General features: G+C 72.6%; 24 protein-coding genes. 13 read left to right on the top strand and 11 right to left on the bottom strand.

What is annotated here, in order from left to right; translation table 11 throughout:
* The first annotated feature begins 362 nt into the window (after window positions 1-362).
* On the top strand, window positions 363-1,427 hold the full coding sequence (locus tag HPY23_RS25365) for a lytic transglycosylase domain-containing protein (protein WP_091886708.1): 1,065 nt from the start codon (window positions 363-365) through the stop codon (window positions 1,425-1,427).
* A 21-nt stretch (window positions 1,428-1,448) separates the two neighbouring features.
* On the opposite strand, the gene HPY23_RS25370 is transcribed toward HPY23_RS25365, so the two are convergent.
* Complete coding sequence (locus HPY23_RS25370) at window positions 1,449-2,282, bottom strand: beta-keto acid cleavage family enzyme (protein ID WP_091886705.1); 834 nt, start codon at window positions 2,280-2,282, stop codon at window positions 1,449-1,451.
* A 123-nt stretch (window positions 2,283-2,405) separates the two neighbouring features.
* Window positions 2,406-3,224, bottom strand: coding sequence for a thioredoxin domain-containing protein (locus HPY23_RS25375; RefSeq protein ID WP_236012475.1), 819 nt, complete (start codon window positions 3,222-3,224; stop codon window positions 2,406-2,408).
* A gap of 166 nt (window positions 3,225-3,390) precedes the next feature.
* On the opposite strand from HPY23_RS25375, the gene HPY23_RS25380 reads away from it, so the two are divergent.
* The 5 genes from HPY23_RS25380 (at window position 3,391) to HPY23_RS25400 (ending at window position 10,472) form a co-directional block, all read left to right on the top strand.
* Window positions 3,391-4,020 (top strand): pyridoxamine 5'-phosphate oxidase family protein, encoded by a 630-nt coding sequence (locus tag HPY23_RS25380; protein WP_091886702.1) that lies wholly within the window; start codon window positions 3,391-3,393, stop codon window positions 4,018-4,020.
* 224 nt (window positions 4,021-4,244) lie between these two features.
* Complete coding sequence (locus HPY23_RS25385; protein WP_091886699.1) at window positions 4,245-4,985, top strand: YoaK family protein; 741 nt, start codon at window positions 4,245-4,247, stop codon at window positions 4,983-4,985.
* Window positions 4,986-5,395: 410 nt separating this feature from the next.
* Window positions 5,396-6,085, top strand: coding sequence for a response regulator transcription factor (locus HPY23_RS25390; RefSeq protein WP_060849267.1), 690 nt, complete (start codon window positions 5,396-5,398; stop codon window positions 6,083-6,085).
* Between the two features lie 20 nt (window positions 6,086-6,105).
* A complete protein-coding gene (locus tag HPY23_RS25395; protein ID WP_091886784.1) occupies window positions 6,106-7,572 on the top strand; it encodes a HAMP domain-containing sensor histidine kinase in 1,467 nt (488 codons plus the stop codon).
* The gene (locus HPY23_RS25400) at window positions 7,569-10,472 is read left to right on the top strand and encodes a bifunctional [glutamine synthetase] adenylyltransferase/[glutamine synthetase]-adenylyl-L-tyrosine phosphorylase (protein ID WP_091886696.1); all 2,904 of its coding nucleotides are present in this window, start codon (window positions 7,569-7,571) and stop codon (window positions 10,470-10,472) included. The genes HPY23_RS25395 and HPY23_RS25400 overlap by 4 nt, the downstream gene beginning before the upstream one ends.
* Before the next feature lie 31 nt (window positions 10,473-10,503).
* Here HPY23_RS25400 and obgE read toward each other — a convergent pair whose 3' ends face one another.
* The 4 genes from obgE to rplU form a co-directional block, all read right to left on the bottom strand.
* Window positions 10,504-11,532, bottom strand: coding sequence for a GTPase ObgE (obgE, locus tag HPY23_RS25405; RefSeq protein ID WP_091886693.1), 1,029 nt, complete (start codon window positions 11,530-11,532; stop codon window positions 10,504-10,506).
* Window positions 11,533-11,600: 68 nt separating this feature from the next.
* Window positions 11,601-12,236 carry a GNAT family N-acetyltransferase gene (locus tag HPY23_RS25410; RefSeq protein ID WP_060846407.1) on the bottom strand — a complete coding sequence of 212 codons (636 nt, stop codon included), beginning with the start codon at window positions 12,234-12,236 and terminating at the stop codon, window positions 11,601-11,603.
* 193 nt (window positions 12,237-12,429) lie between these two features.
* Window positions 12,430-12,711 (bottom strand): 50S ribosomal protein L27, encoded by a 282-nt coding sequence (gene rpmA / locus HPY23_RS25415; RefSeq protein ID WP_060846406.1) that lies wholly within the window; start codon window positions 12,709-12,711, stop codon window positions 12,430-12,432.
* Between the two features lie 43 nt (window positions 12,712-12,754).
* Window positions 12,755-13,072, bottom strand: coding sequence for a 50S ribosomal protein L21 (rplU, locus tag HPY23_RS25420; RefSeq protein ID WP_048436258.1), 318 nt, complete (start codon window positions 13,070-13,072; stop codon window positions 12,755-12,757).
* 289 nt (window positions 13,073-13,361) lie between these two features.
* Here rplU and HPY23_RS25425 point away from each other — a divergent pair, with 289 nt between their 5' ends.
* Together HPY23_RS25425 and olsB are read left to right on the top strand one after the other, a co-directional pair.
* Window positions 13,362-13,748, top strand: a complete 387-nt coding sequence (locus tag HPY23_RS25425) for a DUF2267 domain-containing protein (RefSeq protein ID WP_048428415.1) — start codon at window positions 13,362-13,364, stop codon at window positions 13,746-13,748.
* A 168-nt stretch (window positions 13,749-13,916) separates the two neighbouring features.
* Complete coding sequence (gene olsB / locus HPY23_RS25430) at window positions 13,917-14,918, top strand: l-ornithine N(alpha)-acyltransferase (RefSeq protein ID WP_091886690.1); 1,002 nt, start codon at window positions 13,917-13,919, stop codon at window positions 14,916-14,918.
* 57 nt (window positions 14,919-14,975) lie between these two features.
* Here the strand turns inward: olsB and HPY23_RS25435 are convergent, their stop codons facing one another.
* From HPY23_RS25435 to HPY23_RS25455, 5 genes are all read right to left on the bottom strand, one after another.
* Window positions 14,976-15,275 (bottom strand): HigA family addiction module antitoxin, encoded by a 300-nt coding sequence (locus HPY23_RS25435; RefSeq protein WP_091886687.1) that lies wholly within the window; start codon window positions 15,273-15,275, stop codon window positions 14,976-14,978.
* Between the two features lie 15 nt (window positions 15,276-15,290).
* Window positions 15,291-15,575, bottom strand: a complete 285-nt coding sequence (locus HPY23_RS25440) for a type II toxin-antitoxin system RelE/ParE family toxin (protein ID WP_091886683.1) — start codon at window positions 15,573-15,575, stop codon at window positions 15,291-15,293.
* 107 nt (window positions 15,576-15,682) lie between these two features.
* A complete protein-coding gene (locus HPY23_RS25445) occupies window positions 15,683-16,519 on the bottom strand; it encodes an SDR family oxidoreductase (protein ID WP_091886680.1) in 837 nt (278 codons plus the stop codon).
* Window positions 16,520-16,554: 35 nt separating this feature from the next.
* Window positions 16,555-17,724 carry a tRNA epoxyqueuosine(34) reductase QueG gene (gene queG / locus HPY23_RS25450; RefSeq protein ID WP_413231074.1) on the bottom strand — a complete coding sequence of 390 codons (1,170 nt, stop codon included), beginning with the start codon at window positions 17,722-17,724 and terminating at the stop codon, window positions 16,555-16,557.
* Window positions 17,721-18,413, bottom strand: a complete 693-nt coding sequence (locus tag HPY23_RS25455; protein WP_060846402.1) for a glutathione S-transferase family protein — start codon at window positions 18,411-18,413, stop codon at window positions 17,721-17,723. Before HPY23_RS25455 ends, queG begins: the two co-directional genes overlap by 4 nt.
* A 518-nt stretch (window positions 18,414-18,931) precedes the next feature.
* Between HPY23_RS25455 and HPY23_RS25460 the strand changes: the two genes are divergently transcribed.
* The 5 genes from HPY23_RS25460 (at window position 18,932) to HPY23_RS25480 (ending at window position 24,196) form a co-directional block, all read left to right on the top strand.
* Window positions 18,932-19,735: an undecaprenyl-diphosphate phosphatase gene (locus HPY23_RS25460; RefSeq protein ID WP_060846401.1), complete on the top strand. Its 804-nt coding sequence runs from the start codon at window positions 18,932-18,934 to the stop codon at window positions 19,733-19,735.
* A gap of 139 nt (window positions 19,736-19,874) precedes the next feature.
* Window positions 19,875-21,686: a methylmalonyl-CoA mutase family protein gene (locus HPY23_RS25465; RefSeq protein WP_091886677.1), complete on the top strand. Its 1,812-nt coding sequence runs from the start codon at window positions 19,875-19,877 to the stop codon at window positions 21,684-21,686.
* A gap of 53 nt (window positions 21,687-21,739) precedes the next feature.
* Window positions 21,740-22,192: a DNA polymerase III subunit chi gene (locus HPY23_RS25470; RefSeq protein WP_091751405.1), complete on the top strand. Its 453-nt coding sequence runs from the start codon at window positions 21,740-21,742 to the stop codon at window positions 22,190-22,192.
* 58 nt (window positions 22,193-22,250) lie between these two features.
* Entirely contained in the window at window positions 22,251-23,813 is a 1,563-nt protein-coding gene (locus HPY23_RS25475) for a S10 family peptidase (RefSeq protein WP_091886674.1), read from the top strand.
* Entirely contained in the window at window positions 23,810-24,196 is a 387-nt protein-coding gene (locus tag HPY23_RS25480; protein WP_060846398.1) for a hypothetical protein, read from the top strand. Before HPY23_RS25475 ends, HPY23_RS25480 begins: the two co-directional genes overlap by 4 nt.
* Window positions 24,197-24,202: the final 6 nt, after the last annotated feature.

Genomic DNA, 24,202 nt, shown 5'->3' on the forward strand with positions numbered 1-24,202 from the left:
GGGGGGGCTCGGCGGGCAAGGCGGCGGCGGCCCCGGCGGGTTCGGCCGTCCCGGCGGCGAGGGGCCCGGCGGCGGGTTCGGGGGCGCGGGACCCGGCGGCGGCTTCGGCGGTGGCGGACGGCGCTAGGGGCGAATCACTCGTCCCGCCAGCGCCGGGCCGGCGCCTGGGGAAACCGAAGAAGACGCCGTTCCTGTGCCCCCAGGGCCACACCGCAGCGCGAAACCTGGCTGTTTTCCGGTGGAGTTAACGGCCAAGTTCGGTCGCGGAACGGCCAAGTCTCTTTCCCGCCGCATTTCAAACGGAGCAGGATGAGCCTTCCCGTCGGTGCGGCAGCGCACCGGCTCCCTCCAGCAGGTCCTGCATGCGCAAGCGCCTCCTCATCGCCGTCGCCGTCGCGGCGCCGCTCCCGGCCACGGCCCAGGTGAGCCCGGTTCGCGACAACATCGACGCGCTGATCGAGGCGCACGCCAAGGCGAACGGCGTCCCGGCGAGCTTCATCCACCGGGTGGTGAAGCGGGAGAGCGGCTACAATCCCCGCGCGGTCGGCCGCGGCGGCGCGATGGGCCTGATGCAGATCAAGCACGGCACCGCCCGGGCACTCGGCTACAGCGGCCCGGCCTCCGGCCTGCTCGATGCCAAGATCAACCTGACCTACGGCGTCGCGTACCTGGCCGGTGCCTACAAGACCGCCCACGGCAACGAGAGCCAAGCCTACAGCTACTACGCCCGCGGCTACTACTACGCCGCCAAGCGGGCCGGAATCCGTACCGACGTGGCCGAGCTCGAGGCGCCGCCGGTCCGCGACGTCGGCGCTCCCGCCAACCCCCTCAGCAAGTTCCTCTCCAACGTCTTCGGCGCCCGGCCGGCGGCCACGACCGCGACGGCCTCCGCCGACCCGTCGGTCGCCGCGCTCTCCACCGCGCTCGCCCCGACCGGCTCGACGACGCAGTACGTCCTGCCGCCGCCCACCACCGCCCCGCAGCAGGTCGCCTCCGCGGCCTTCCAGCCGACGACCGCCCAGGCGCAGGCTCCCTCGCAGTACCAGCTGCCCGACCTCCCCGAGCCGGTCGTCAAGGTGCCGCTGCCGCCGGTGCGCCCCGCCTCCCTGGCGTTCCACGCCGCCCCGGAGCCGGTCGCGGGCGCCGCCCTCGCCTATGCCGGCCCCGCCGCCGCCTCGCCCTTCCCGACCTCCGGCCAGACGATCAGCCTCGCGGCCACCCCGGCTCCCGCCGCCCCCGCCGCGACCACGACCGTTGCCGCCCTCGATCCGGCCGCCCCCCCGGCGGAGGAGGCGAAGCCCGCGATGCCGATGCCGCCGCGCCGCCCGGTGGAGTTCCGCCACTTCGTCGTGCGCAAGCCGGCGCCCCCGGTGCCGCAGACCGCCGCCGCGACCCCCGAGCCGGCCGCGGCCGCCGTCAGCCAGTAGCCGGCCCCGGGGCCGGCCCCGTCACGCCTCCCCGGTGAACAGCGCCCGCGCCTGCGCCCCGGTCGCGACCGCGATTCCGAGCGCTCGCGCCAGACCGGCGAGGTCCGCGACCTGCGCGGCATTGCTCGCGGCCGGACGGCCGTCGGGGCGCCAGAGGTTGTTCTCGAACCCCACCCGCGCATGACCGCCGAGCGTCGCCGCCGCGACGAGGCAGGCCGCCTCGCGGGGGCCGAAGGCGCACAACGCCCAGGGTAGGTCGAGGCGGTGCTCCGACGTCCAGGCGGCGAGGAAGGGCAGGAGGTCGGCGGGGTCCGAGCGCTGGCCCACCGCGTAGCGGCCGAGCACGAACAGCGCGCTCGCCCGCTCGAGCGGGATCAGCCCCCGGGCGGCGAGGCCCTGGAAGCGGGTGACGTCGCCGGCATCGTACAGGATGTGCTGGACCAGCACGCCGGCCCGGGCCTGCTCGGCCAGGAACGCGGCGGCTGCCGCCTCGTCCTCCGGCTCGGCGAAGAGCTCGCGCAGGGCGACCGAGAACGCCTCGGGCTTGAGCGCCCGCATCGCCGCCATCTGCTCGGCCGGGCTGTAGAGGCCGACCGCCTCGGTGGTGACCTGGCAGATCATCTCCGGGCCCGCCTCGCGGCGTACCGCCGCCAGGGCCGCCCGGTAGCGGTCGAGGTCGAGGGTGTGGCGGTTCTCGGCGTCGCGGACGTGCAGGTGGATCATCGCCGCGCCGGCCTCGCGGCAGCGTGCCGCCTCGAGGCCGATCTCCCGTGGGTCGATCGGCAGGGCGGGGTGGTCGGCCTTGGTGCGGCGGGCGCCGTTGGGCGCCACCGTGATCACGAGGGGGGCTGTCATCCTGTCGCTCGGTTCCCTTCGCTCGCGGCCCCGCGGCCCGCGTCCTCCGCCGGGCGATTCGGGGCCCGGCGCCGCACTCTGCACCGTCGGCGGTCCGCCGCCCAGCGGGACCGTTCGTTCCCGTCACGCCGAACGGGCCGGGCCCGACCGCCGCTGCAGCCACCAGACCAGTCCGGCGATCGCCAGCACGGTCGCGAGGCCGAACATCGTCAGGACGCGGCGGATCAGCGGGGTGTAGACGCCCGTCTGCGGGTCGTAGCCGTAGCAGAGCAGCACCAGCCGGTCGGCGAGCCCGCCGACCCGGCCCTCGCCGGCCTCGACCAGGGCGAGCCGCAGGTCGCGGGCAGTCATCGCCAGGGGCGAGAGCGCCCGGGCGACCCGCCCGTCGCCCGACAGCACCAGGGCGCCGGCCGGGTGGGCGTAGGATTCGGTGTCCCGGTCGTACGCGTAGGCGTAGCCCACCGCCCGCGTCACCGCGGCGACCGGGGCGGGGGAGCCCAGCAGCACCACGGTGTGGTCCAGGACGGGGCCGGCCCCGAGCTGCTCGGCCACCATCGCGCGGGCCTGGCCCGCATCGGCCCGCGGATTGAACCCGAGGGTCACCAGGCGGTAATCGGTGCCGGGTTGCAGGCCGGTGGCGGCGAGCGCCGCGCCGGCGACCGCCAGCATCGGGTCGCAGACGTTGCGGCAGGCATAGTCGAGCGGCATCAGCAGGGTGGGGCGGCCGCCCATCGCCTCGCCGAGGCTCGTGCCGCGCCCGTCCACGGCCCGGGTAAAGGCGGCATCGAGGGGCGCGCGGGCATCCGGCGACGGCGCCAGGGCGACGCCGGCGAGATCCTTCGGCGTCAGGCCCGCCGCGGCCGGATGGGCGAGGGCGGTCAGAAGAGCCGCGGCGGCGAGGCGGCGCGCGCCTTGGAACGGCCGGCGGCCGGGACGTCTCATCGCTTGTCCCATCCTCCTCGTTGACCTGCCTCGTCGCGGACCTTGCCTGGCCCGCCCGCAGGCCGCACCCTGATCGAGATAGGGCATGGCGGGCCGGGGCGGGTGCACCGGACAACGGGCCGCAGGCGTGACGGGGCGCACGCCCGGACATGAGCGGGAGAGCCGGATGGACGAGACGCGCACCGAGGCGGAGATCCGCACCGAGGCGGAATTGCGCGGCCATATGGGCCCGGTCAGCCGCCTCGCCGAGGGCAAGGTGCTGCCCCGGCTCGATCCGCATGCCCGCGCCTTCATCGCGCTCTCGCCGTTCCTGGTGGTCGCCACCGCCGATGCCGAGGGTCGCGCCGATGCGAGCCCCCGGGGCGACGCGCCGGGCTTCGTGCAGGTCCTCGACGACGCCACCCTGCTGATCCCGGATCGGCGCGGCAACAACCGCGCCGACAGCTTCGGCAACCTGCTGACGGCGCCGGGCATCGGCCTGATCTTCCTGGTGCCGGGCGTCACCGAGACCCTGCGGGTGAACGGTACCGCCCGCCTCACCACCGACGCCGCCCTGCTGGCGCCGCTTTCCGCGCAGGGAAAGGTGCCGACGACCGGGCTCGTCGTCACGGTGCGCGAGGCGTTCTTCCATTGCGGCAAGGCGGTGATGCGTGCCCGGCTGTGGGACCCGGCGGCGCAGGTGCCCCGCGACCGGGTCGCGAGCCTCGGCCGCATCCTGTCCGACCAGACCGGCGCGATCGGCGTCGCCGAGGCCGAGCGGCTGATGGAGGAATCCTACCGCACCCGGCTCTACTGAGCCGGCACGGCGCGCCATCCCGTGCCCCGGGCACGTCCGGCGAGAGACGGATCGTCCACCTCCGGCGGCGGGGAGGCGGACGACCCCGACACCCTATGTGAGAAACCGCACACCCCAACCGTCTCGCACCGCGTTCGATGCCGCGCAACGGAACCGTTCCGCTCCGGCTCGGTTCCGCATGGGCAATCAATCTGCCCCGAGGGCAGTACGAGGAGAAGGGGTGAATGGCAGAGAAGGAAACCAAGGCCTTTCCGGCCGCCGCGAGCACGCGGGTACCGTTCGCGCTGGCCCTGTCGGCGCTGGCCGGCTGCGCGGACGCGATCGGGTTCCTCGAATTCTCGCAGCTGTTCATGTCCTTCATGAGCGGCAACACCACCCGCTTCGGCGTCGCGGTCAGCCTGGGCGACTGGGGCAACGTCACCCGGGTCGGCAGCACCATCGCGCTGTTCTGCTTCGGGGCGTTCATCGGCACCCTGCTGGCCGCGGCGGTGGGCTACTGGCGGCTCGCCGTGCTTCTCACCCTGCAGGCGCTGCTTCTCGCCGTCGGCCTCCTGATGCCGCGCGGGCCCTTCGAGTTCCCGCTCCACGCCTACCCGATCGTGCTGGCGCTCGGGATGCAGAACGCCGTGCTGCAGGACGAGGAGGGCCGCAGCCTGGCGCTCACCTACGTCACCGGTGCGGTGGTGCGCTTCGGCACCGGGCTCGCCAACCTGCTCCTCGGCCATCCCTCGCCGTCGTTCTGGATCCAGGCGCCGCTCTGGGCCGCGCTGACCTTCGGGGCGATCTCGGGCGGCCTCCTGCACGCCGCTTTCGGCGAGAGCGCCTTCCTGGTTCCCGCCGTGGTGGCGGCTCTGCTCGCGGTCGTGGCGCTCGTGATGACGCTGGTCCACGGCGACGGGCCGCTGGTCTCGGGCACGAAGTCCCCGGCGCCCGACGCCGCCGCGACGGCGCCGCCGGTGGTGTGACGCATCCTCCCGCGGGCGGACCTCCGCCCGCGGGAGGATATCGCCCGCAGCCAAGATTACGCAGAGTTCATGGTGCGGAGACACGGGCGTAAGCCCGGGGAGCCTAGAACGGCAGGGTCGCCGGATGCGGCGGCGCCTCCCACCCCCGGGGCGCCGGCGCGTCCTAGGCCCCGAGGGCCGGGGCGCCGGGTCACCATCATCGCCCCCCAGACGACCCGGCGTTCCGCGCCACGGCAGGCCGAGTCCCCCGGCTCGGCCTGCCGACCTCTCGGCGACGCCCGTCGCACCGTGCCGGTTCTCCTCCCCCGGCACGATGCGCCGGGTCCGGGGACCGCCCCGGGTCCAGGGCGCCAGGATCCCGGCGCGGGACGCTCTCCCGCGCGCCCGGGAACTGCCCTAGAATGTCCGACATGCGCCTCCTGATCATCGAGGACGACCGAGAGGCGTCCAGCTACCTGTCCAAGGCCTTCCGCGAGGCCGGCCACGTCGCCGACACCGCCGATGACGGCCTCGACGGCTACGCCCTCGCCCGCGAGGGCGCCTACGACGTGCTGGTGGTCGACCGGATGCTGCCGAAGCTCGACGGGCTGTCGCTGATCCGCTCCCTGCGCGAGCAGGGCGTCGAGACCCCGGTGCTGATCCTCTCGGCGCTCGGCCAGGTCGACGACCGGGTGAAGGGCCTCAAGGCCGGCGGCGACGACTACCTGCCGAAACCCTACGCCTTCTCCGAGCTGATGGCGCGGATCGAGGTCCTGGCCCGCCGCCGCGGCGGCGGAGCGGCCACGGAGGCGACGAGCTACCGCGTCGGCGACCTCGAGCTCGACCGGCTGTCGCACCGGGTGACCCGGGCCGGGCAGGAGATCCCGCTCCAGCCGCGGGAATTCCGCCTGCTCGAATACCTGATGCGCCACGCCGGCCAGGTCGTCACCCGCACGATGCTGCTCGAGCACGTCTGGGACTACCATTTCGACCCGCAGACCAACGTCATCGACGTCCACGTGTCGCGCCTGCGCGCCAAGGTCGACAAGGGCTTCGAGCGGCCGATGATCCACACCGTGCGGGGGGCGGGCTACATGGTCCGCGCCGGCGGCGAGGCGTGAGCGCCCGGACCGCGACCCCGCTGGCACCGGCGGGCCAGGCCGCAGGGCCCGACGGCGTGCTCGTGCGCCTCGGCACGCTTTTTCGCACCACGGCCTTCAAGCTGTCGCTCGCCTACCTCCTGGTCTTCGCCGCCTTCGCGTTCTTCGCGCTCGGCTACGTCGCCTGGAACGCCCGGCGCGTCCTCGACGACCAGATCGTCTCGACCATCGAGGCCGAGATCAACGGCCTGTCCGACCAGTACGCAGCGGGCGGCATCCGCCGCCTCGTCAGCGTGGTCGAGCGCCGCTCGCGCGAGCCGGGCGCCTCGCTCTACCTCGTCACCACGCCGGCGGGCGAGCACGTCGTCGGCAACGTCGAGACCCTGCCGCCCGGGGTGCTGAACGAGCCCGGCCAGACCGAGACGACCTACGGCCGCAGCACCGACGGCGACCGCGTCGAGCACCGGGCGATCGTGCGCATCTTCACCCTGCCGGGGGGCTTCCGCCTCCTCGTCGGCCGCGACGTCGAGGAGCGCGACCGGCTGCGGGCGGTGATCGGGCGCGCCTTCGCCTGGTCGCTGATGCTGGTGGTGGGCCTCGGCTTCCTCGGCAGCTGGTTCATCGCGCAACGCGTCCTCAAGCGCGTCGACCACATGACCGAGATCACCCGGAGCATCATGGCGGGCGACCTCGACGGGCGGCTGACGCTGGCCGGCACCGGCGACGAGCTCGACCGGCTGGCAAGCAACCTCAACGCCATGCTCGACCGCATCGGCGAGCTGATGCGCGGCATGCGCGAGGTCTCGGACAACATCGCCCACGACCTCAAGACCCCGCTCACCCGCCTGCGCAACAAGGCCGACGCGGCCTTGCGCGAGGGCGACGACCCGGAATCCCTGCGCGCGGCGCTGGAAGCCAACATCGAGGAGAGCGACAACCTGATCCGGGTGTTCAACGCGCTCCTGATGATCGCTCGCCTCGAGGCCGGCAACGCCCGCGAGGGGCTGGCGGATTTCGACGCAGGCGCAGTCGCGCTCGAGGTCGGCGAGTTGTACGAAGCGGTGGCGGAAGAACGCGGCGTCGGGTTGCGGACGGAGATCGAGGACGGTCTCCTGCTGCACGGCAGCCGCGAGCTGATCGGACAGGCGATGGCGAACCTGATCGACAATGCCCTGAAGTACGGGCAGAGGCCGGCCGATCCGACGGTCCCGCCGGTGGTCTGCGTCACCGCCCGGCGCGAGGACGGGGCCGTGCTGCTCGCGGTCGCCGACCAGGGCGAGGGGATCCCCGAAGCCGATCGCGGCCGGGTGCTGGAGCGCTTCGTGCGGCTCGAGACCGCCCGCACCCGTCCGGGCTTCGGTCTGGGCCTCAGCCTCGTCAACGCGGTGGCGCGGCTGCACCAGGGCACCTTCGCGCTGGAGGACAACGCGCCGGGCCTGCGCGCCGTGCTGCGCCTGCCGGCGCCGGCCGCACGGGAGGTTCAAGCCCCGCGGGAGACGACGGCGTGACCGGCTCCCTTTCCGCGCGTCTCGCCCGGGCGCCCCGCCTCGCCGATCCGGAGCGCGCCCATTCGCGCGTCGCCGACCTGCTTGCAGAGGCGCCCGGCCTCGCGCCGCTGATCGGCGAGGGCGGCCCGGCCCGCGGCCTTCTCCTCGGGCTCGCCGACCATTCGCCGTTCCTGTGGGGGCTCGCCGCCCGCGATCCCGCCCGCCTCGCCGGGGTCCTGGAACGCGCGCCGGAGGATTCCAACGCGGCGATCCTGGCCGACCAGCGGGCGGCCGGACTTGCCGGCGGCGACGTCGCCGCCGGGCTTCGGCGCAACCGCGCCGCCCACGCGCTCCTGGTGGCGCTCGCCGATATCGGCGGGGTGTGGTCGCTGGAAGAGGTGACCGCGGCGCTCTCGGACTTCGCCGACGCCTCGGTCGGCGCCGCGGTCGACGCGGCGCTGGTCCAGGCCGCCGGCACCGGCCGGTTCCTGCCGCCCGATCCGTCGAAGCCCCAGGAGGGGTCGGGGCTGATCGTGCTCGGCATGGGCAAGCTCGGGGCCGGCGAGCTGAACTATTCGAGCGACGTCGACCTGATCGTGCTGTTCGATCCCGACACGGCGCCGTTGCGCGCCGGCGTCGAGGCGACGCCGTTCTTCAGCCGGATCGCGCAAGCGGTCGCCAAGCTCCTGCAGGAGCGCACCGCCGACGGCTACGTCCACCGGGTCGATTACCGCCTGCGGCCCGATCCCGGCTCGACCCCGACCGCCCTGTCGCTGCCCTCCGCCTACACCTACTACGAGACGGTGGGGCAGAACTGGGAGCGCGCCGCCTTCATCAAGGCGCGCCCGGTCGCCGGCGACCGGACTTTGGCGGAGACCTTCCTCGCCGAGCTAAGGCCGTTCATCTGGCGCAAGTACTTCGACTTCGCCTCGATCGCCGACGTTCACGCGATGAAGCGGCAGATCCACGCCGTGCGGGGCCACGGCGCCATCGCGGTGGCGGGCCACGACATCAAGCTCGGGCGCGGCGGCATCCGCGAGGTCGAGTTCTTCGTCCAGACCCAGCAGCTCGTCTTCGGCGGCAGGCGCCCGTCGCTGCGCGGCCGTCGCACGCTCGAGATGCTGGGCGCGCTGCACGACGAGGGCTGGATCACCCCGGAGGCCCGCGACGAATTGGGGGAGGCCTACCGCTTCCTGCGTACCGTCGAGCACCGGCTGCAGATGGTGGCCGACGAGCAGACCCAGCGCCTGCCCGAGGATCCGGGCAAGCTCGCGCGATTCGCCCGCTTTCTCGGCTACGCCGACGAGACCGCATTCGGCGACGCGCTGACCGCCGAGGCGCGCCGGGTGCAGGGCCATTACGCCCTGTTGTTCGAGGCCGAGCCCGACCTCGCCGCGGAGGTCGGCGACCTCGTCTTTACCGGGGTCGAGGACGATCCCGGCACGCTCGCAACCCTGCGGAGCCTCGGCTTCCGGGCGCCGGAGCGGGCGACCGAGACGGTGCGCGGCTGGCATTTCGGCCGCCGCCCGGCGGTGACGAGCCCCCGCGCCCGCGAGGTGCTGACCGACCTGGTCCCACCCCTGATCCAGGCGCTGTCCGGCACCGCCGACCCGGACGGGGCGCTCGCCGCCCTCGACCGCGCCTTCGGTCGGATGCCGGCGGCGGTCGAGCTTCTCACCATCCTGCGCTCGCACGAGCGGCTGCGGCTGCTCTTCGCCGATCTCCTCGGCACCGTGCCGCGGCTCGCCGATACCGTGGCTTTCAGCCCGCACGTCCTCGACGCGGTGATCGACCCGGCTTTCGTCGCCCCGGTGACCGAGGCCGGGGCGCTGGCCGAGCAGCTCCGTACCGGCCTCGGCCAGCCCCGCGACTACGAGGACTTCCTCGACCGCAGCCGCGACGCCGCCCGCCAGTTGCGCTTCGTCACCGGCGCGCGCCTCCTCTCGGGCATCCTGCCGCCCGCGGGCGCCGGCCGGGCCTATGCGGGCATCGCCGAGGCGGTGGTGGCCTCGGCGCTCCGGGCGGTCGAATCGGTCTTCGCCGCCGATCACGGGCGGGTGCCGGGCGGGCGCTTCGCGGTGCTCGGCCTCGGTCGCCTCGGCTCGCGCCAGCTCACCGCCGATTCCGACCTCGACCTCGTGGTCCTGTACGATTTCGACCCCGACGCTCGCGAGAGCGACGGCAAGCGTCCGCTCGATGCCGCGGTCTACTACAACCGCCTGACCCAGCGCCTCGTCGCCGCGCTCACCGTGCCGACCCGGCGCGGGCGGCTCTACGAGGTGGACCTGCGCCTGCGCCCGAGCGGCGGCCAGGGCCCGATCGCCAACCAGTGGCAACGCTTCGCCGCCTATTGGCGCGAGGAGGCGGAGCCGTGGGAGCACATGGCCCTGACCCGGGCCCGGGCCATCGCGGGCGATCCCGGCCTGATGGCGGAGGCCGACGCCACCGCCGCCGCGATCCTGTGCCAGTCCCGCGACCCCGAGACGGTCGCCCGCGAGGTGCGGACGATGCGCGCCCTCGTGGCGAAGGAGAAGGGCGACCACGGCCCCCTCGACCTCAAGCTCGCCCCGGGCGGGCTCCTCGACCTCGACTTCCTGGCGCAGGCCCTGATCCTGTCGCACGCCGCGGCCCATCCCGATCTCGTCGGCCTCGACGCGCCGGGGGTCCTGGAGCGCGCCGGCGACCGCGGGCTGATCGAGCCCGGCCTCGCCGGCCGGCTCGTCACCGCCTACCGGCTCCTCGACGACGTGCACCACTGGCAGCGCCTGATGGTCGAGGGCGAGTTCGGCCGTACCGCCCCGGCGGCGGCTCGTGCCCGCCTCGCCGCAGCCTCGGGCCAGCCCGACGAGGCGGCCCTCGTCGCGCAGCTCGCCGAGACGCGGGCCGGGGTGCGCGCGGCGTTCGAGGAGATCCTGAAATAGCCGGGGCGCCTGCGGGCGCCCCCGGGCGACGTCACGGCTGCCAGGCCGGCCGTTCCACCGGCGTTTCGGCGGCGGCCGCATCCATGCGGGCCATGAGCGTCCGCAGGGCCTCGGTCACCCCTTGGCGGGTCGCCGAGGACAGGATCAGCGGCTTCCGGCCGGTCTCCTCCTCGATCCGGGCGACCTGGAGCTCCAGGGTCTCGGGATCGAGGGTGTCGGCCTTCGACAGCGCGACCACCTCGGGCTTGTCCTCGAGCCCGTGGCCGTAGGCTTCGAGCTCGGTGCGCACCAGCCGGTAGGCGGCGCCGGCATCCTCGCTCGTGCCCTCGACGAGGTGGAGCAGCACCCGGCAGCGCTCGACATGGGCCAGGAACTTGTCGCCGAGGCCCACGCCCTCGTGCGCGCCCTCGATCAGGCCCGGGATGTCGGCGAGCACGAATTCGCGGGTGTCGACCCGTACGACGCCCAGCCCCGGATGCAGGGTGGTGAAGGGATAGTCGGCGATCTTGGGCTTGGCCGCCGTCACGGTGGCCAGGAAGGTCGACTTGCCGGCGTTGGGAAGCCCGACGAGGCCGGCATCGGCGATCAGCTTCAGCCGCAGCCAGAGCCAGTGCTCCTGGCCTTCGAGGCCCGGATTGGCATGTTTCGGGGCGCGGTTGGTCGAGGTGGTGAAGTAGGCGTTGCCGAAGCCGCCGTTGCCGCCCTTGGCGAGGCGGAAGCGCTGGCCGACCGTGGTCATATCGGCGATCAGGGTCTCCCGGTCCTCCGACAGGATCTCGGTGCCGGCCGGCACCTTGAGGATCACGTCCTCGCCCTTGCCACCGGCGCGGTTGCGGCCCGAACCGTGCTCGCCCTTGCGGGCCTTGAAATGCTGCTGGTAGCGGTAGTCGATCAGGGTGTTGAGCCCCTCGACGCACTCGATCCAGACGTCGCCGCCGCGGCCGCCGTCGCCGCCGTCCGGCCCGCCGAACTCGATGAACTTTTCGCGTCGGAACGAGACGCAGCCGGCGCCGCCGTCTCCCGAGCGGACGTAGACCTTGGCCTCGTCGAGGAACTTCACGGGACGAACTCCTGAATGGGGAATGGCGGCCGGGGAGGAGACCCCGGCCGCCGGATCTTATCGGACAATCAGGCGCCGACGCGGCATTCCGCCCCGTCGTGGCGCGCGAAGACGAGACCGGCGGCGTGCCAGGTCTTCAGGCTGTCCCAGGCGCGCCGGTCGAGCCGGAACCGGTCGACCGGGAAGACGCCGCCCCGGGCCGGGAAGGCCTGGAGGCCCGAGCCGACCGAGGCGAAGCCGCACTTCTCCAGGACCCGCCGCGAGGCCGGGTTGACCACCCGGGCCGAGGAGGACAGCTCCTCGCCCTCGGTATAGGCGAAGAACGCGTCGATCATCGCCCGCGCGGCTTCCGTCGCGAGGCCCTGGCCCCAGTGCGGCGTGCCGAGCCAGTAGCCGAGATGCGGCGCGTGGCCGTCCGGGTCGGGCTCGATGCTGACGATGCCGATCGCCTGGGTCGGGTGCCGCCGCGGCGTGATCGCCATGACCAGCGCGCGGCCCTCCGCGTTGGCCCGCCGCGACTCCAGGACGAAATTGTCCACGGAGGGCGGATCGAGCGGATGCGGAATTCGGGCGGTCATCCCGGCTACGGCTTTCTCACCGGCGAATCGGACGAGGGCTTGCGCATCGGCCTGACGGGCCCAGCGCAGCCACAGCCTCCGGGTCTCGAGCCGGAAGACATCGTCGCGGGTGAGGTCGGGAAACATCGCCTGACTCCGATCCGAACCCAGAGCCTCCCGCTCGGGCACGGTTACGAGAACGACGAAAGGGAAGGTGGTTCCCCACCTTCCCCTCGTGATCTCGCTCGGAGCTTGGCCGTTTCGGGGCCTAAGGTGAGCAGGAGTCGCCGGGTCGGTGTGGGGACACCGGCGGAGCTCCCTCGTCACTGGCTCCGTCGGGTTATTCTGCGGCCTCCAGGGCCGGGCCGGCGTCGTTGGCGACGACCGTTACGAACGCGCGACCGCGTTTCGTAATGAATTGCACCTTGCCGGCGGTGAGGGCGAACAGGGTGTGGTCGGTGCCCATGCCGACGTTGACGCCGGGATGCCACTTGGTGCCGCGCTGACGCACGATGATGTTGCCGGCGATCACGGCCTCGCTGCCGAACTTCTTCACGCCGAGACGACGACCAGCCGAATCGCGACCGTTGCGGGACGAACCGCCTGCCTTCTTGTGAGCCATGGGGCTAACTCCTGAATTCTGAGAAAAGGGCTCGCGGCCAGCTTTAAGCGGCGCTGATGCCCGTGACGCGGACCACGGTGAGGTCCTGGCGGTGACCGCGCTTGCGGCGCGAGTTCTGGCGGCGGCGCTTCTTGAAGGCGATGACCTTCGGGCCGCGGGCCTGCTTGACGATCTCGCCGGCGACGCTGACGCCGGAGACCAGCGGGGCGCCGACCTGGGTCGCGCCGGCGCCGTCGGTGAACAGCAGCACCTCGCCGAAGGTGACCGCGGTGCCGGCCTCGCCCTCGAGCTTCTCGATCGTGATGACGTCGTTGGCGGCGACGCGGTACTGCTTGCCGCCGGTCTTGATCACTGCGAACATCGTTCTCGTCCGTGTTCCATCCGACCTCCGGCGGTTCGCCGGGATCGTCTTTTTGGCAATTGACGCTCGGGCGCCCGAAGGGCGGTCCGCGAACGCGACGGCGCACGGTCCCTCACGGTCCGCGCGCCAGATGTCTCCGTTACGGGTCCGCATCCCGTCTGTCAACGCCGCGGCCGCCGGGATTCGGCCCCCCGCCTTGATTTCGCGGCGGCCTTCGCCGAAGACCGCCCGGTCGCAGGCCGCATGTCACCCCTCCGACATGGGCGGTGCCGACGCGCGGGAGACCACGATGGAAGAGCTTGTTGCCCGGGTGACGCAGGCCACGGGACTGGACGCGACCACGGCCCAGACGGCGATCGGCCACATCCTGGCCTTCCTGCAGAAGGAGGGCCCGGCGACGGAGGTCAACCAGCTCATCGCCGCCATGCCGGGCTCCGAGGCGGCGATCGCCCAGGCCGGCGCCGGCGAGGGCGGCGGCGGCCTGATGGGCATGCTCGGCGGCATGATGGGCGGCGGCGTGATGGCACTCGGCCAGAAGCTGATGTCGGCCGGCGTGCCGATGAACCAGATGCAGCCGCTCGGCCGCGAGCTGTTCGCCTATGGCCGCGAGAAGGCCGGCGAGGACGTGATGGGGCCGATCGTCGGCTCGATCCCGGGCCTGAGCCAGTTCGTCTGAACGGAGCGCGGGCGGGGCAGGGCTGCCCCGCCAACCCTCTGATCGATCTCAACAACCTTTGTCATATTCCCGTGCCGGCTTCGTGGTGTTGTGTCGGCACGCGGGGACGGTCGCGGCGACCGCCTCACGGGCGCCGGATCGGTCGGCGCCGCACGGGATGCCTCGACCATGGTTCCGTTCCTCACCCGCGGCCCCTCCGGCGACGGCCGCGACGCCCCGCCCGGCATCCCCCTCGCGCGCCTCCTCGGCCGCGCCGCCGAGGGCGGCATCCACCTCAAGGACATCGGCCAGAAGGGGTTCGGCCAGACCTCGCGGCTCTTCCCGCGCCTGAGGCATTTCGAGACCCCCGGCCTCGACCCGGTGCTCGGCCGCATCGGCTCGCTGGAGGTGCGCCTCGCGACGACGCCGAAGGAGATCAAGCGGGCCCAGCGTCTGCGCTACCGTGTCTTCTACGAGGAGATGGCGGCGATCCCGACCGGCATGGCCCTGCTCAAGCGCCGCGACGCCGACGAATACGACGCGGTCTGCGACCACCTCCTGGTGATCGACCACGACGCAAAGGAGCAGACGCCGTTCCGCAAGCCCAAGCCCCGGGTGGTCGGCACCTACCGGCTGCTGCGCCAGGAGCAGGCCGACCGGCATTTCGGCTTCTACACCGCCGGCGAGTACGATCTCGGCCCGGTGCTGGAGGCCAATGCGGGCAAGCGGCTGCTGGAGCTCGGCCGCTCCTGCGTGCTCAAGCCCTACCGCACCAAGCGCACCGTCGAGCTCCTGTGGCACGGCATCTGGACCTACGTGCTGCACCACCGCATCGACGCGATGCTCGGCTGCGCCAGCCTCGAGGGCACCGACCCCGACAGCCTGGCGCTGCCCCTGAGCTTCCTGCACCACTTCGCCCGCGCCCCCGAGGGCTGGCGTGCCCGCGCGCTGCCCGGCCGCCACGTCGCCATGGACCGCCTCAGCCGCGAGGCGATCGACCCGAAGGCCGCCCTCCATGCCCTGCCGCCCTTGATCAAGGGGTATCTGCGGGTCGGCGCCACCTTCGGCGACGGGGCGGTGGTCGATTACCAGTTCGGCACGACCGACGTGTTCGTGGTGCTGCCCGTCGAGGCGATCGCCAAGCGGTATATCGGGCATTTCGGGGCGGAGGCGGGGCGGCACGCGGCGTGAGGACCAGCCACGCGGCAGCGCTGTTTCTGCGCCGCCAGCGGATATCACTGCTCTAATTCAAGCCGGCAGGACCTCGGACGGTGCTCTGGGGACGATCCGGGACAGATCGATCGATCGCTGCGCATTGGCAAGGTCGTAGGCTGTCTGAAGGTTGATCCAGAACTGCGCAGTGGTCCCGAAGTAACGTCCAAGCCTCAATGCCGTGTCGGCGGTGACGCTGCGGCGCCCGCGGACGATGTCGCTGACCCGATTATGAGGAATGTCGAGCGCGTCCGCGAGCTGGCGGGCGCTGAGATGCAGCGGCTTGAGATATTCTTCAAGCAGGTACTCGCCGGGATGAGTACGGTTCCGAGCCATGCCGAAACTCCGCCATTAATGATGGTAGTCGACGATTTCGACGTCGTACGGTCCACTCTCGTGCCACACAAAACAGATTCGCCATTGGCCGTTGATGCGGATGCTATGTTGCCCCGCTCGATCGCCCTTCAGCGCTTCCAGCCTGTTGCCCGGAGGACTGCGCAAGTCGTCTAGCGCCACAGCGGCATCTAGAGCATCGAGCTTGCGCAAGGCGATCCGTTCAAAGCTGCGCCATGATGCATGGCATAAGCCATCCTCATGAAACAAGCGGGTTTTCTTATCCGCAAAGCTCTGGATCATGGTGCACGTTACGTGATGCGTAACACATACCATAGCCACTTATGTGGAACAAGCGGCACGCTAAGTGAGAGGACGGCGCAGTGAAGGCCTGCAGGATACGGATCCGCCTACACCAACCCCCGCAACCCCTCCCGATAGGTCGGATACGCCAGCGCCACCCCCAGCTCCTCCCGGATCAAGCGGTTCCTTACCCGCTTGTTCTCGCCGTAGAAGCTGCGCGCCATCGGGCTCAGGGACGCGGTGTCGAAATCGACCGCCGGCGGCAGCGGCAGTCCGGCGAGGTCGGCGGCAAAGGCCGTCACGTCCTGCGGCGGGGCCGGCTCGTCGTCGGTGACGTTGTAGACCGCGCCCGGGCGCGGCCGGTCGAGGGAGGCGGCGAGCGTGGTGGCGATGTCGTCGACGTGGATGCGGTTGAACACCTGGCCCGGCTTGACGATGCGCTGCGCCTTGCCCTGGCGCAGCTTCTCGAACGCGTTGCGGCCCGGCCCGTAGATGCCCGACAGCCGGAAGACCTGCACCGCCTTGCCGGTCCGCGCGCCGAGTGCCAGCCAGGCCTCTTCCGCCGCCACCCGGTCGCGGGTGCGCTGGTGGGTGGGGGCGGGCGGCGTCGCCTCGTCGATCCAGGCCCCGCCCTGGTCGCCGTAGACCCCGATCGTCGAAAGGTAGCCGATCCAGTGCGCCGGCCCGGCCGCGATGGCGTCCGCGAAGGCGTGGAGCGCCGGGTCGTGGCCGGAATCCGGCGGGATCGACACCAGGATCGCGTCGGCCCGCGCGAGGTCGTCGGCGATCCGCGGATCCGCCTCCCCGGGAGAGAGGACCCGCAGCGACACCCCGTCGACCGCGGCGGGCGCCTGGCGGGTCGCGGTGACGGAGGCGAAGCGGGCGCGCTCGCGCGCCACGAAACGGCCGGCGGTGTAGCCGAGCCCGAAGACGAACAGGTTCATGGGGCCCAAAGCCTCGTCCGAGGGAACGTGCCGTCTTATGCAGGGCGCTGCTCGGCTCCCGCCAGAGGGCTCACCCTCGGGACACCTCGGTTTTTTGCCGCCGCCCACTCGGCGAGCACGTCGGGATCGTGCTCGTCCGGCGCGGGGCCGGGGGGCAGGCGCCCGAGGCGGGCGAGCGCCCACACCGCCATGCCGCGCACCAGCGGCGAGGCGTCGTCGAGGAGCCGCAGCGCTTCTCCGGCGAGGTCCGGGTCGCCTGAATTGCCCACCGCGATCAGCACGTTGCGCAGGAAGCGGTCGCGCCCCGTCCGCTTGATCGGCGTGCCGGCGAAACGCTGGCGGAAGCTCGCCTCGTCGAGCCGGGCCAGCTCGGCGAGGGGAGGGGCGGCGAGGTCCGCACGGGCCGCGAGCCGCGCCTCCCGGGCCGCGGCCGCGAACTTGTTCCACGGGCAGGCCGCCAGGCAATCGTCGCAGCCGAAGACCCGGTTGCCCATCGGCTCCCGGAACTCCGCCGGGATCGGCCCCTCGTGCTCGATCGTCAGGTAGGCGAGGCAGCGCCGGGCATCGAGCCGGTAGGGAGCCGGAAAGGCGTTCGTCGGGCAGGCATCGAGGCAGCGCCGGCAGCTCCCGCACCGGTCGGGCTCGGATGCGTCCACCGCCAGGTCGGCCGTGGTGTAGATCGCCCCGAGCAAAAGCCAGTTGCCGAACTTGCGCGACACCAGCACGCTGTGCTTGCCCTGCCAGCCGAGGCCGGCGGCTTCCGCGAGCGGCTTCTCCATCACCGGCGCGGTGTCGACGAAGACCTTGACCTTAGCCCCCGCCTTGGCGGCGAAGGCACCACCCAGCTCCTTGAGCTTGCCCTTGATCACGTCGTGGTAGTCGCGCCGGCGCGCGTAGATGGCGACCGAACCGCGCGTCGGATCGGCGAGGGACGCCAGCGGATCGCCCTCCGGCCCGGCATTCATCCCCAGCATCACGATGCTGCGGATCGCCGGCCACAGCCGCGCCGGCTCGGCGCGCTCCGCCTTGCGCTCCTCCATCCAGGCCATCTCGCCGTGGTGGCCGGCGGCGAGCCAGGCGGAGAGGCGCTCCGGCAGGGCCGGCACCGCGTCGGGCCGGGTCACCGCGAGTGCGTCGAAGCCGAGGATGCGCGCGCGGGTCTCGAGGAAACGCCGCAGCTTGTCTGGGGTCTGGGTCGCCGTCAGAAGTCGAGATCCGCGTAATGGTCGGCCGGCGCCATCCCGGCCACCCGGTCGGCGAGCAGGCCGCGGAAGGACGGGCGCGACTTCACCCGGGCGTACCAGTGCCGCGCCATCTCGTCCTCGTCCCACGGCACGTCGCCGAGATAGTCGACGCAGGACAGGTGCGCGGCGGCCGCCAGGTCGGCATAGGTCAGGTGGCTGCCCGCCAGCCAGTTCCGCCGCGAGATCAGGTAGCCGATGTATTTCAGGTGGTAGCGCACGTTGCTGCGCGCCGCCCGGATCGCGTTCATGTCGGGCGGACCGCCGCCGTGCTGCGAGGTCATGAAGCGCTTGTGGATCTTCTCGGTGACGAGATAGCCGGTCACCTCCTGATCGAACTTCTGCAGGAACCAGTCGAGCAGGCGCCGCACCTCGACCCGGGCGGCCGGCGCCTCCGGCAGGAGCCGGATGCCGCTGAGCCCGAGGCCGCGCGTCTCGTCGAGGTACTCGGCGATGACGCCGCCGCCCGGCACGGCGAGGCCGCCTTCCTCCACCAGCACCGGCGTGGTGCCGGCGGGGTTGAGCATCAGGAAGTCGTCCCGGCGCTCCCAGGGGCGCTCTTCGACGAGCTGGGGCTCCATGCCCATCTCGGCCATCACCAGGCGCACGAAGCGGGAATGCGGGCAGAACGAGGAGTGATGGAGCGTCGCCATGCGGGGCCGTTTCGCGCTTCGTCTGTTGGCTGGCCTTGAAGGTCGGCTCGCGGTGGGTCGTGCGGGGGTCGCGTCTGTATCAGGCTTGGCCCGCGCGTGATTAACGCCCGGTCACCACCAGAGGTATGTCTTTCGGCATCCTTAACACGGCGATGCGGGGCTGGTAACCGAGCCTCAACCGTACCGGTGCGAGACTCCGCCCTGTAGCCGGCGCCCGCGATCGGAGCCATGCGGCGGGAGCGGTCCGGTCCTCCGTCACGGTCGGCCCTGACCACCACAGACTTGCCACACAAGACTTGCCACAGGGTCTCGCGACGACGGCCGATCCACCCCGGCGGGCGGGGTACGGCACCGGCCGGGCCCGTGACGGTCCCGGTTCCTTCCCCCCATCCCCGCCGGGCGCGGTCGCGACCGCCCGCGGCGCGAGCACGAGAGCAGGCGACGATGACGACGGTGACGAGTAGGGCAGGGGCGGGCGGGCCCGCGCGCGGCACCACCGCGGGCCGGGGAGCGCGGTGATGGACGTCGCCAGCATCGGCAAGGCCGTGGTGCTCGCCCTCGTCGAGGGCGCCACCGAGTTCATCCCGGTCTCCTCGACCGGGCACCAGCTCCTCGTCGGCCACTTCATCGGCTTCGAATCGCCCAATAACACCTTCGAGGTGCTGATCCAGCTCGGCGCCATCCTGGCCATCGTCGGGGTCTATTTCCGCCAGCTCCTCGACCTGCTGCGGCGCGCGCCCCGCGACCCGAGCGCCCGCCGGTTCATCCTGGCGATCCTGATCGCGTTCCTGCCCGCCGCGATCATCGGCGGCCTGTTCTCGAAGTACATCAAGTTCTACCTGTTCAACCCCTGGATCATCTGCTCGACGCTGGTCGCCGGCGGTCTCGTGCTTCTCGTCATCGACGAGACCGAGATCGAGCAGAAATACGACGACGTGCACCAGTACTCGCTGCCGATGGCGCTCAAGATCGGCTTCTTCCAGTGCCTGGCGATGATCCCGGGCGTGTCGCGCTCCGGCGCCACCATCGTGGGGGCGATGCTGATGGGCTCGGGCAAGCGCGCCGCCACCGAGTTCTCGTTCTACCTCGCGATGCCCACCATGGCGGGCGCCTTCGCTAAGGACCTGCTCGACAACTACAAGAACCTGTCGAAGGACGATGTCGGGCTGATCGCCATCGGTTTCGTGGTGGCGTTCCTGTCGGCCCTGTTCGTGGTCCGCAAGCTCCTCGACTACGTCTCGCGGCACGGCTTCGCGCTGTTCGCCTGGTGGCGCATCCTGGTCGGTGCCGCGGGCTTCGCCGGGCTGATCATTTTCGGGTGACGCTTCGGCGGAGGCGCCCCGCGCCTCCGCCCCCCGCGAGGGACCTCGACCCACGCCCCGCGAGGGACCTCGACCAATGGCGTGTGGCGCGGCTATGTGCTGGCGTTAGGGAGAGATCCGCGCCACGAGGACCCGCGACATGGACGATACGACGCTCGCCGCCGCCTTTCCGGCCGCCACCGAGGCGCAGTGGCGTGCCCTGGTCGACGGGGTGCTGAAAGGCGCCGATTTCGAGAAGCGGCTGGTGCGCCGCACCCCGGACGGCATCAAGGTCGCCCCGCTCTATCCGCCGGCCGAGGCCGCTCCCCAGCCGGGCCGCGCCGAGCCCGGCCGCTGGCGCGTCAGCCAGCGGGTCGACCATCCCGATCCGGCCGAGGCCAGCGCCCTGGCGCTCACCGACCTCGACGGCGGCGCCGACGCCCTGACCCTGGTGATGGCGGGAAGCCCGGCCGCCCGCGGCTTCGGCCTTCCGGGCCCGCAGGCCCTGGACGCCGCGCTCTCCGGCGTGATGCTGCCGCTGATCGGCCTGCGGCTCGATGCCGGCGCCGTGGGCCCGGACGCCGCCAGGGCTCTCCTCGCCCTCGCCACAAGCCGGGGCGACGACCTCGCCGCCCTCGACATCGACCTCGGCCTCGATCCCGTGGCGATCGAGGCCGCGACCGGCGCCGCGCCGTCCTGGCCGGCCCTGCCCGAGATCCTGCGCGACCTCGACGCCGCGGGATTCGCCGGCCGCGCCTTCCTGGCCGATGCCCGCCCGTTCCACGAGGCCGGGGCCGGCGAGGCGCTGGAGCTCGCCGCGCTCCTTTCCGGCGCGCTCGCGACCCTGCGGGCGCTGGAGGCCGGTGGTTACACGCTGGAGCGTGCCCGCGACGCCCTGGCCTTCCTGCTGGTCGCCGATTCCGACGAGTTCCTGACGGTCGCCAAGACCCGGGCCCTGCGCCGGCTCTGGGCCCGGGTGGAGGAGGCCTGCGGGCTCGCGCCCGCGCCGATCCGGCTCCACGCCGAGACCGCCTGGCGCAGCACCACCCGGCGCGACCCGTGGGTCAACCTGCTGCGGGCGACCACCGCCGCCTTCTCGGCCGGCCTCGGCGGGGCCGACGCGATCACGGTCCTGCCTTTCACGGCGGCGCTCGGCCTGCCCGACGCCTTCGCCCGCCGCTGCGCCCGCAACACCCAGCACGTCCTCCTCGACGAGGCCAATCTCTGGCGCGTCGCGGATCCGGCCGCCGGTGCCGGCGGCTTCGAGACCTTGACGGAGGCTCTCTGCACCGAGGCCTGGGCGCAGTTCCAGGCGATCGAGCGGGACGGCGGGATCGCCGCGAACCTGCGCTCCGGCGCCCTGGCGACCCGCCTCGCGGGCCTTCGCAAGACCCGCGACGCCGACCTCGCTACCCGCCGCCAGCCGATCACCGGAACGAGCGAGTTCCCGGACCTGCACGAAGCGCCGGTGGCGGTGCTGGCCCCGGCCCCGGCGGCCGGCCCCGTGCCGGAAGGGGCGCTGCCCTCGCGGCGCCTCGCCGAACCCTACGAGGCCCTGCGCGACGCCTCCGACGCGGCGCTCGCCCGGACCGGGCGGCGCCCGCGGGTCTTCCTCGCCAATCTCGGGCCGTTGAGCGCCTTCAATACCCGCGCCACCTTCGCCCGCAACGCCTTCGAGGCCGGCGGCATCGAGGCGGTGACGAACGAGGGTTTTGCGGATCACGCCGCCATGGCGGAGGCCTTCCGGCAATCCGGCACGCGCGTCGCCTGCCTGTGCTCGTCGGATGCGATCTATGCCGAGCAGGCGGTCGCCGCCGCCGAGGCGCTGCGGGCGGTGGGCGCCGCCACGGTCTACCTCGCCGGCAAGCCGGGCGAGCTGGAGGCGGCCTTGCGGGCCGCGGGCGTCGCCCACGACCTCTATGCCGGCTGCGATCTGGTGAAGCTCCTGGCCCAGGCGCAGGAAGCGGCCTGAGCATCGTGCCCCGGGCCGGTGCCGCCGGCCCCGGGGTGCCCTATCTCATGAGCGTGACCGAGATCCTGTTCTACCACATGCAGCGCCAGCCCTTGGAGGCGGTGCTGCCGAGCCTCCTGGAGAAATCCCTGGAGCGGCAATGGCGCGTCGCCATCCAGGCGACGAGCGAGGAGCGGCTGCAGGCCCTCGACGACCACCTCTGGATTTTCTCGGAGGAGAGCTTCCTGCCCCACGGCACCGACCGCGACCCCGACTGCGCGACGCAGCCGGTGGTGCTGACCCTGCGCGACGCCAACCCCAACGCCGCCTCGATCCGCTTCCTGGTCGAGGGTGCGTCCCTGCCCGACGACGCGGCCGAGTACCAGCGCATCTGCATCCTGTTCGACGGCACCGACCAGGACGCCCTGCTGCGCGCCCGCGAGCAGTGGCGCACCGCCAAGGAGGCCGGCCACGCCGTCGCCTACTGGCAGCAGGACGAGGGCGGCCGCTGGCAGAAGAAGGCCTGAAGGGGCCCGCCCGACACAGAAGCGCCGGCCGTCCGGCCCCGCCTCCCGAGGAGACGTCATGACCCGCATCACGACCCGGATCCTCGCGCTGGCGGCGGCCCTGTGCCTCGGGCCCGCCCCGGCCGTCCTCTCGCAGCAGGCACGCCAGGAGAGTCGGCAGGAGACTCGGCAGGAGGCGCGCCAGCCCGAGGGGCGGCGGCTGCCGCCGGATGCCACGACCCAGCACAGCCTCGCCCTGGCGGGCGGCCGAACCCTGAGCTTCACCGCATTCGCCGGCAGCCTGCCGCTGGTCGACGAAGCGGGCAAGCTCCAGGCCGAGATCGCCGTCACGGCCTTCACCCTGGCCGGCAAGGACGCGGCGACGCGGCCCGTGACCTTCGCGATCAATGGCGGGCCGGGGGCGTCCTCGGCCTATCTCAACCTCGCGGCGGTCGGGCCCTGGCGCCTGCCCCTCGACGGCACCAGCATCAGCCCGTCGATGGCGCCGGTACCGGTCCCCAACGACGAGACCTGGCTCGACTTCACCGACCTCGTCTTCATCGATCCGGTCGGCACCGGCTACAGCCGGGCGACGGGCGACGACGCGAAGCGCTATTACGGGGTCGAGAGCGACGCCGCCGTCCTGTCGGCGGTGGTCGCTCGCTGGCTGCGCACCAACGACCGGCTCGCCTCGCCGAAATTCTTCCTCGGCGAGAGCTACGGCGGCTTTCGCGGGCCCCTGATCGCCCGCAAGCTCCAGGACGATGTCGGGGTCGGGCTGTCGGGGCTGGTCCTGCTCTCGCCGGTCCTCGATTTCGGCTATCTCCAGCCGCCGCGGCACAACCCGCTCGGTGCCGTGACGCGGCTGCCCTCGCTGGCCGCCGCCGGGCTCGAACGGCGCGGCGAGACGCCCGGTCCCGCCCGGATGCAGGAGATCGAGGCCTACGCCACCGGGCCCTACCTCGCCGACCTCCTGCGCGGGCCCGCCGATGCCGCCGCCCTCGACCGGCTGACCGAGCGGGTCGCGGGCCTGACCGGGCTCGACCCGGCGCTCGTGCGCCGCCAGGCCGGCCGGGTCTCGGGAGCGAGCTACCAGCGCGAGGCCGATCGCGACACGGGCCGGGTGGCGAGCGCCTACGATACCGGCGTGAGCGGGTGGGACCCGGACCCGAGCGCGGCCTTCGGCCGGTTCGAGGACCCGATCCTCACCGCCATGCAGGCGCCGCTCACCAGCGCGATGATCGACCTCACCGCCCGTACCCTGAACTGGCGGGTGCCGAACCTGCGCTACGAGCTCTTGAGCAATGCGGTCAACGGCGCCTGGAACTGGGGCGGCGGCCGCTCGGCCCCGGAGGTGGTGGGCGAGCTGCGCCAGGCGCTCGCCCTCGACGGCAACCTGCGGGTCCTCGTCGCGCACGGCTACACCGACCTCGTCACGCCGTACTTCGCCTCGAAGCTGGTCCTCGACCAGATCCCCTCCTACGGGCCGACGCCGCGCCTCTCGCTGGCGGTCTATCCCGGCGGGCACATGTTCTATTTCCGCCAGGCGTCGCGGGCGGCCTTGCGCGGGGACGCCATCCGCCTCTACGAGACGGCCCTGGCCGCACGGGGAAGCGGCCCGAGGACGGACGAGGCGCGATGACCGGCCAGACGACGATGCGGCGCATGGTGGCGGTCCTGATGGGCGTCGGCACGCTTGCGCTCGCCGGCTGCGGCGGCAGCACCGACCGGGCCGCCCCGCCGCCGGTGGTCGCCGCCCCCAAGCCCCCGCCGCCGGCCCCGTCCTGGGGCCCGGTCCTGGCGCAGGACGGCAGCTGCACCGGCTCGGTGCCCGCGACCGCCACCGAGATCGCTCCCGGCATCCCCGAATGCGAGCTGGTCCGGCTCAAGGGCCACCCGCCGACCGACGTCCTGGTCGGCGAGAGCGGGCGGGGCCAGCGCGAGGTGCAGGTGCTCTACACCGAGCCCGGCGCCAAAGAGCTGTACTTCTTCGTCAACAACCGGCTCGACCGGATCGTGAAGTAACGCCAC

It is taken from the genome of Methylobacterium ajmalii (assembly GCF_016613415.1).
Classification (GTDB): Bacteria; Pseudomonadota; Alphaproteobacteria; order Rhizobiales; family Beijerinckiaceae; genus Methylobacterium; species Methylobacterium ajmalii.

What these genes read in the sequence shown, in the direction of transcription:
- HPY23_RS25365 (WP_091886708.1), top strand. Translation starts at nt 363, where the DNA reads ATGCGCAAGCGCCTCCTCATCGCCGTCGCCGTCGCGGCGCCGCTCCCG.
- HPY23_RS25370 (WP_091886705.1), bottom strand. Translation starts at nt 2,282, where the DNA reads ATGACAGCCCCCCTCGTGATCACGGTGGCGCCCAACGGCGCCCGCCGC.
- HPY23_RS25375 (WP_236012475.1), bottom strand. Translation starts at nt 3,224, where the DNA reads ATGAGACGTCCCGGCCGCCGGCCGTTCCAAGGCGCGCGCCGCCTCGCC.
- HPY23_RS25380 (WP_091886702.1), top strand. Translation starts at nt 3,391, where the DNA reads ATGGACGAGACGCGCACCGAGGCGGAGATCCGCACCGAGGCGGAATTG.
- HPY23_RS25385 (WP_091886699.1), top strand. Translation starts at nt 4,245, where the DNA reads ATGGCAGAGAAGGAAACCAAGGCCTTTCCGGCCGCCGCGAGCACGCGG.
- HPY23_RS25390 (WP_060849267.1), top strand. Translation starts at nt 5,396, where the DNA reads ATGCGCCTCCTGATCATCGAGGACGACCGAGAGGCGTCCAGCTACCTG.
- HPY23_RS25410 (WP_060846407.1), bottom strand. Translation starts at nt 12,236, where the DNA reads ATGTTTCCCGACCTCACCCGCGACGATGTCTTCCGGCTCGAGACCCGG.
- rpmA (WP_060846406.1), bottom strand. Translation starts at nt 12,711, where the DNA reads ATGGCTCACAAGAAGGCAGGCGGTTCGTCCCGCAACGGTCGCGATTCG.
- rplU (WP_048436258.1), bottom strand. Translation starts at nt 13,072, where the DNA reads ATGTTCGCAGTGATCAAGACCGGCGGCAAGCAGTACCGCGTCGCCGCC.
- HPY23_RS25425 (WP_048428415.1), top strand. Translation starts at nt 13,362, where the DNA reads ATGGAAGAGCTTGTTGCCCGGGTGACGCAGGCCACGGGACTGGACGCG.
- olsB (WP_091886690.1), top strand. Translation starts at nt 13,917, where the DNA reads ATGGTTCCGTTCCTCACCCGCGGCCCCTCCGGCGACGGCCGCGACGCC.
- HPY23_RS25435 (WP_091886687.1), bottom strand. Translation starts at nt 15,275, where the DNA reads ATGGCTCGGAACCGTACTCATCCCGGCGAGTACCTGCTTGAAGAATAT.
- HPY23_RS25440 (WP_091886683.1), bottom strand. Translation starts at nt 15,575, where the DNA reads ATGATCCAGAGCTTTGCGGATAAGAAAACCCGCTTGTTTCATGAGGAT.
- HPY23_RS25445 (WP_091886680.1), bottom strand. Translation starts at nt 16,519, where the DNA reads ATGAACCTGTTCGTCTTCGGGCTCGGCTACACCGCCGGCCGTTTCGTG.
- HPY23_RS25455 (WP_060846402.1), bottom strand. Translation starts at nt 18,413, where the DNA reads ATGGCGACGCTCCATCACTCCTCGTTCTGCCCGCATTCCCGCTTCGTG.
- HPY23_RS25460 (WP_060846401.1), top strand. Translation starts at nt 18,932, where the DNA reads ATGGACGTCGCCAGCATCGGCAAGGCCGTGGTGCTCGCCCTCGTCGAG.
- HPY23_RS25465 (WP_091886677.1), top strand. Translation starts at nt 19,875, where the DNA reads ATGGACGATACGACGCTCGCCGCCGCCTTTCCGGCCGCCACCGAGGCG.
- HPY23_RS25475 (WP_091886674.1), top strand. Translation starts at nt 22,251, where the DNA reads ATGACCCGCATCACGACCCGGATCCTCGCGCTGGCGGCGGCCCTGTGC.
- HPY23_RS25480 (WP_060846398.1), top strand. Translation starts at nt 23,810, where the DNA reads ATGACCGGCCAGACGACGATGCGGCGCATGGTGGCGGTCCTGATGGGC.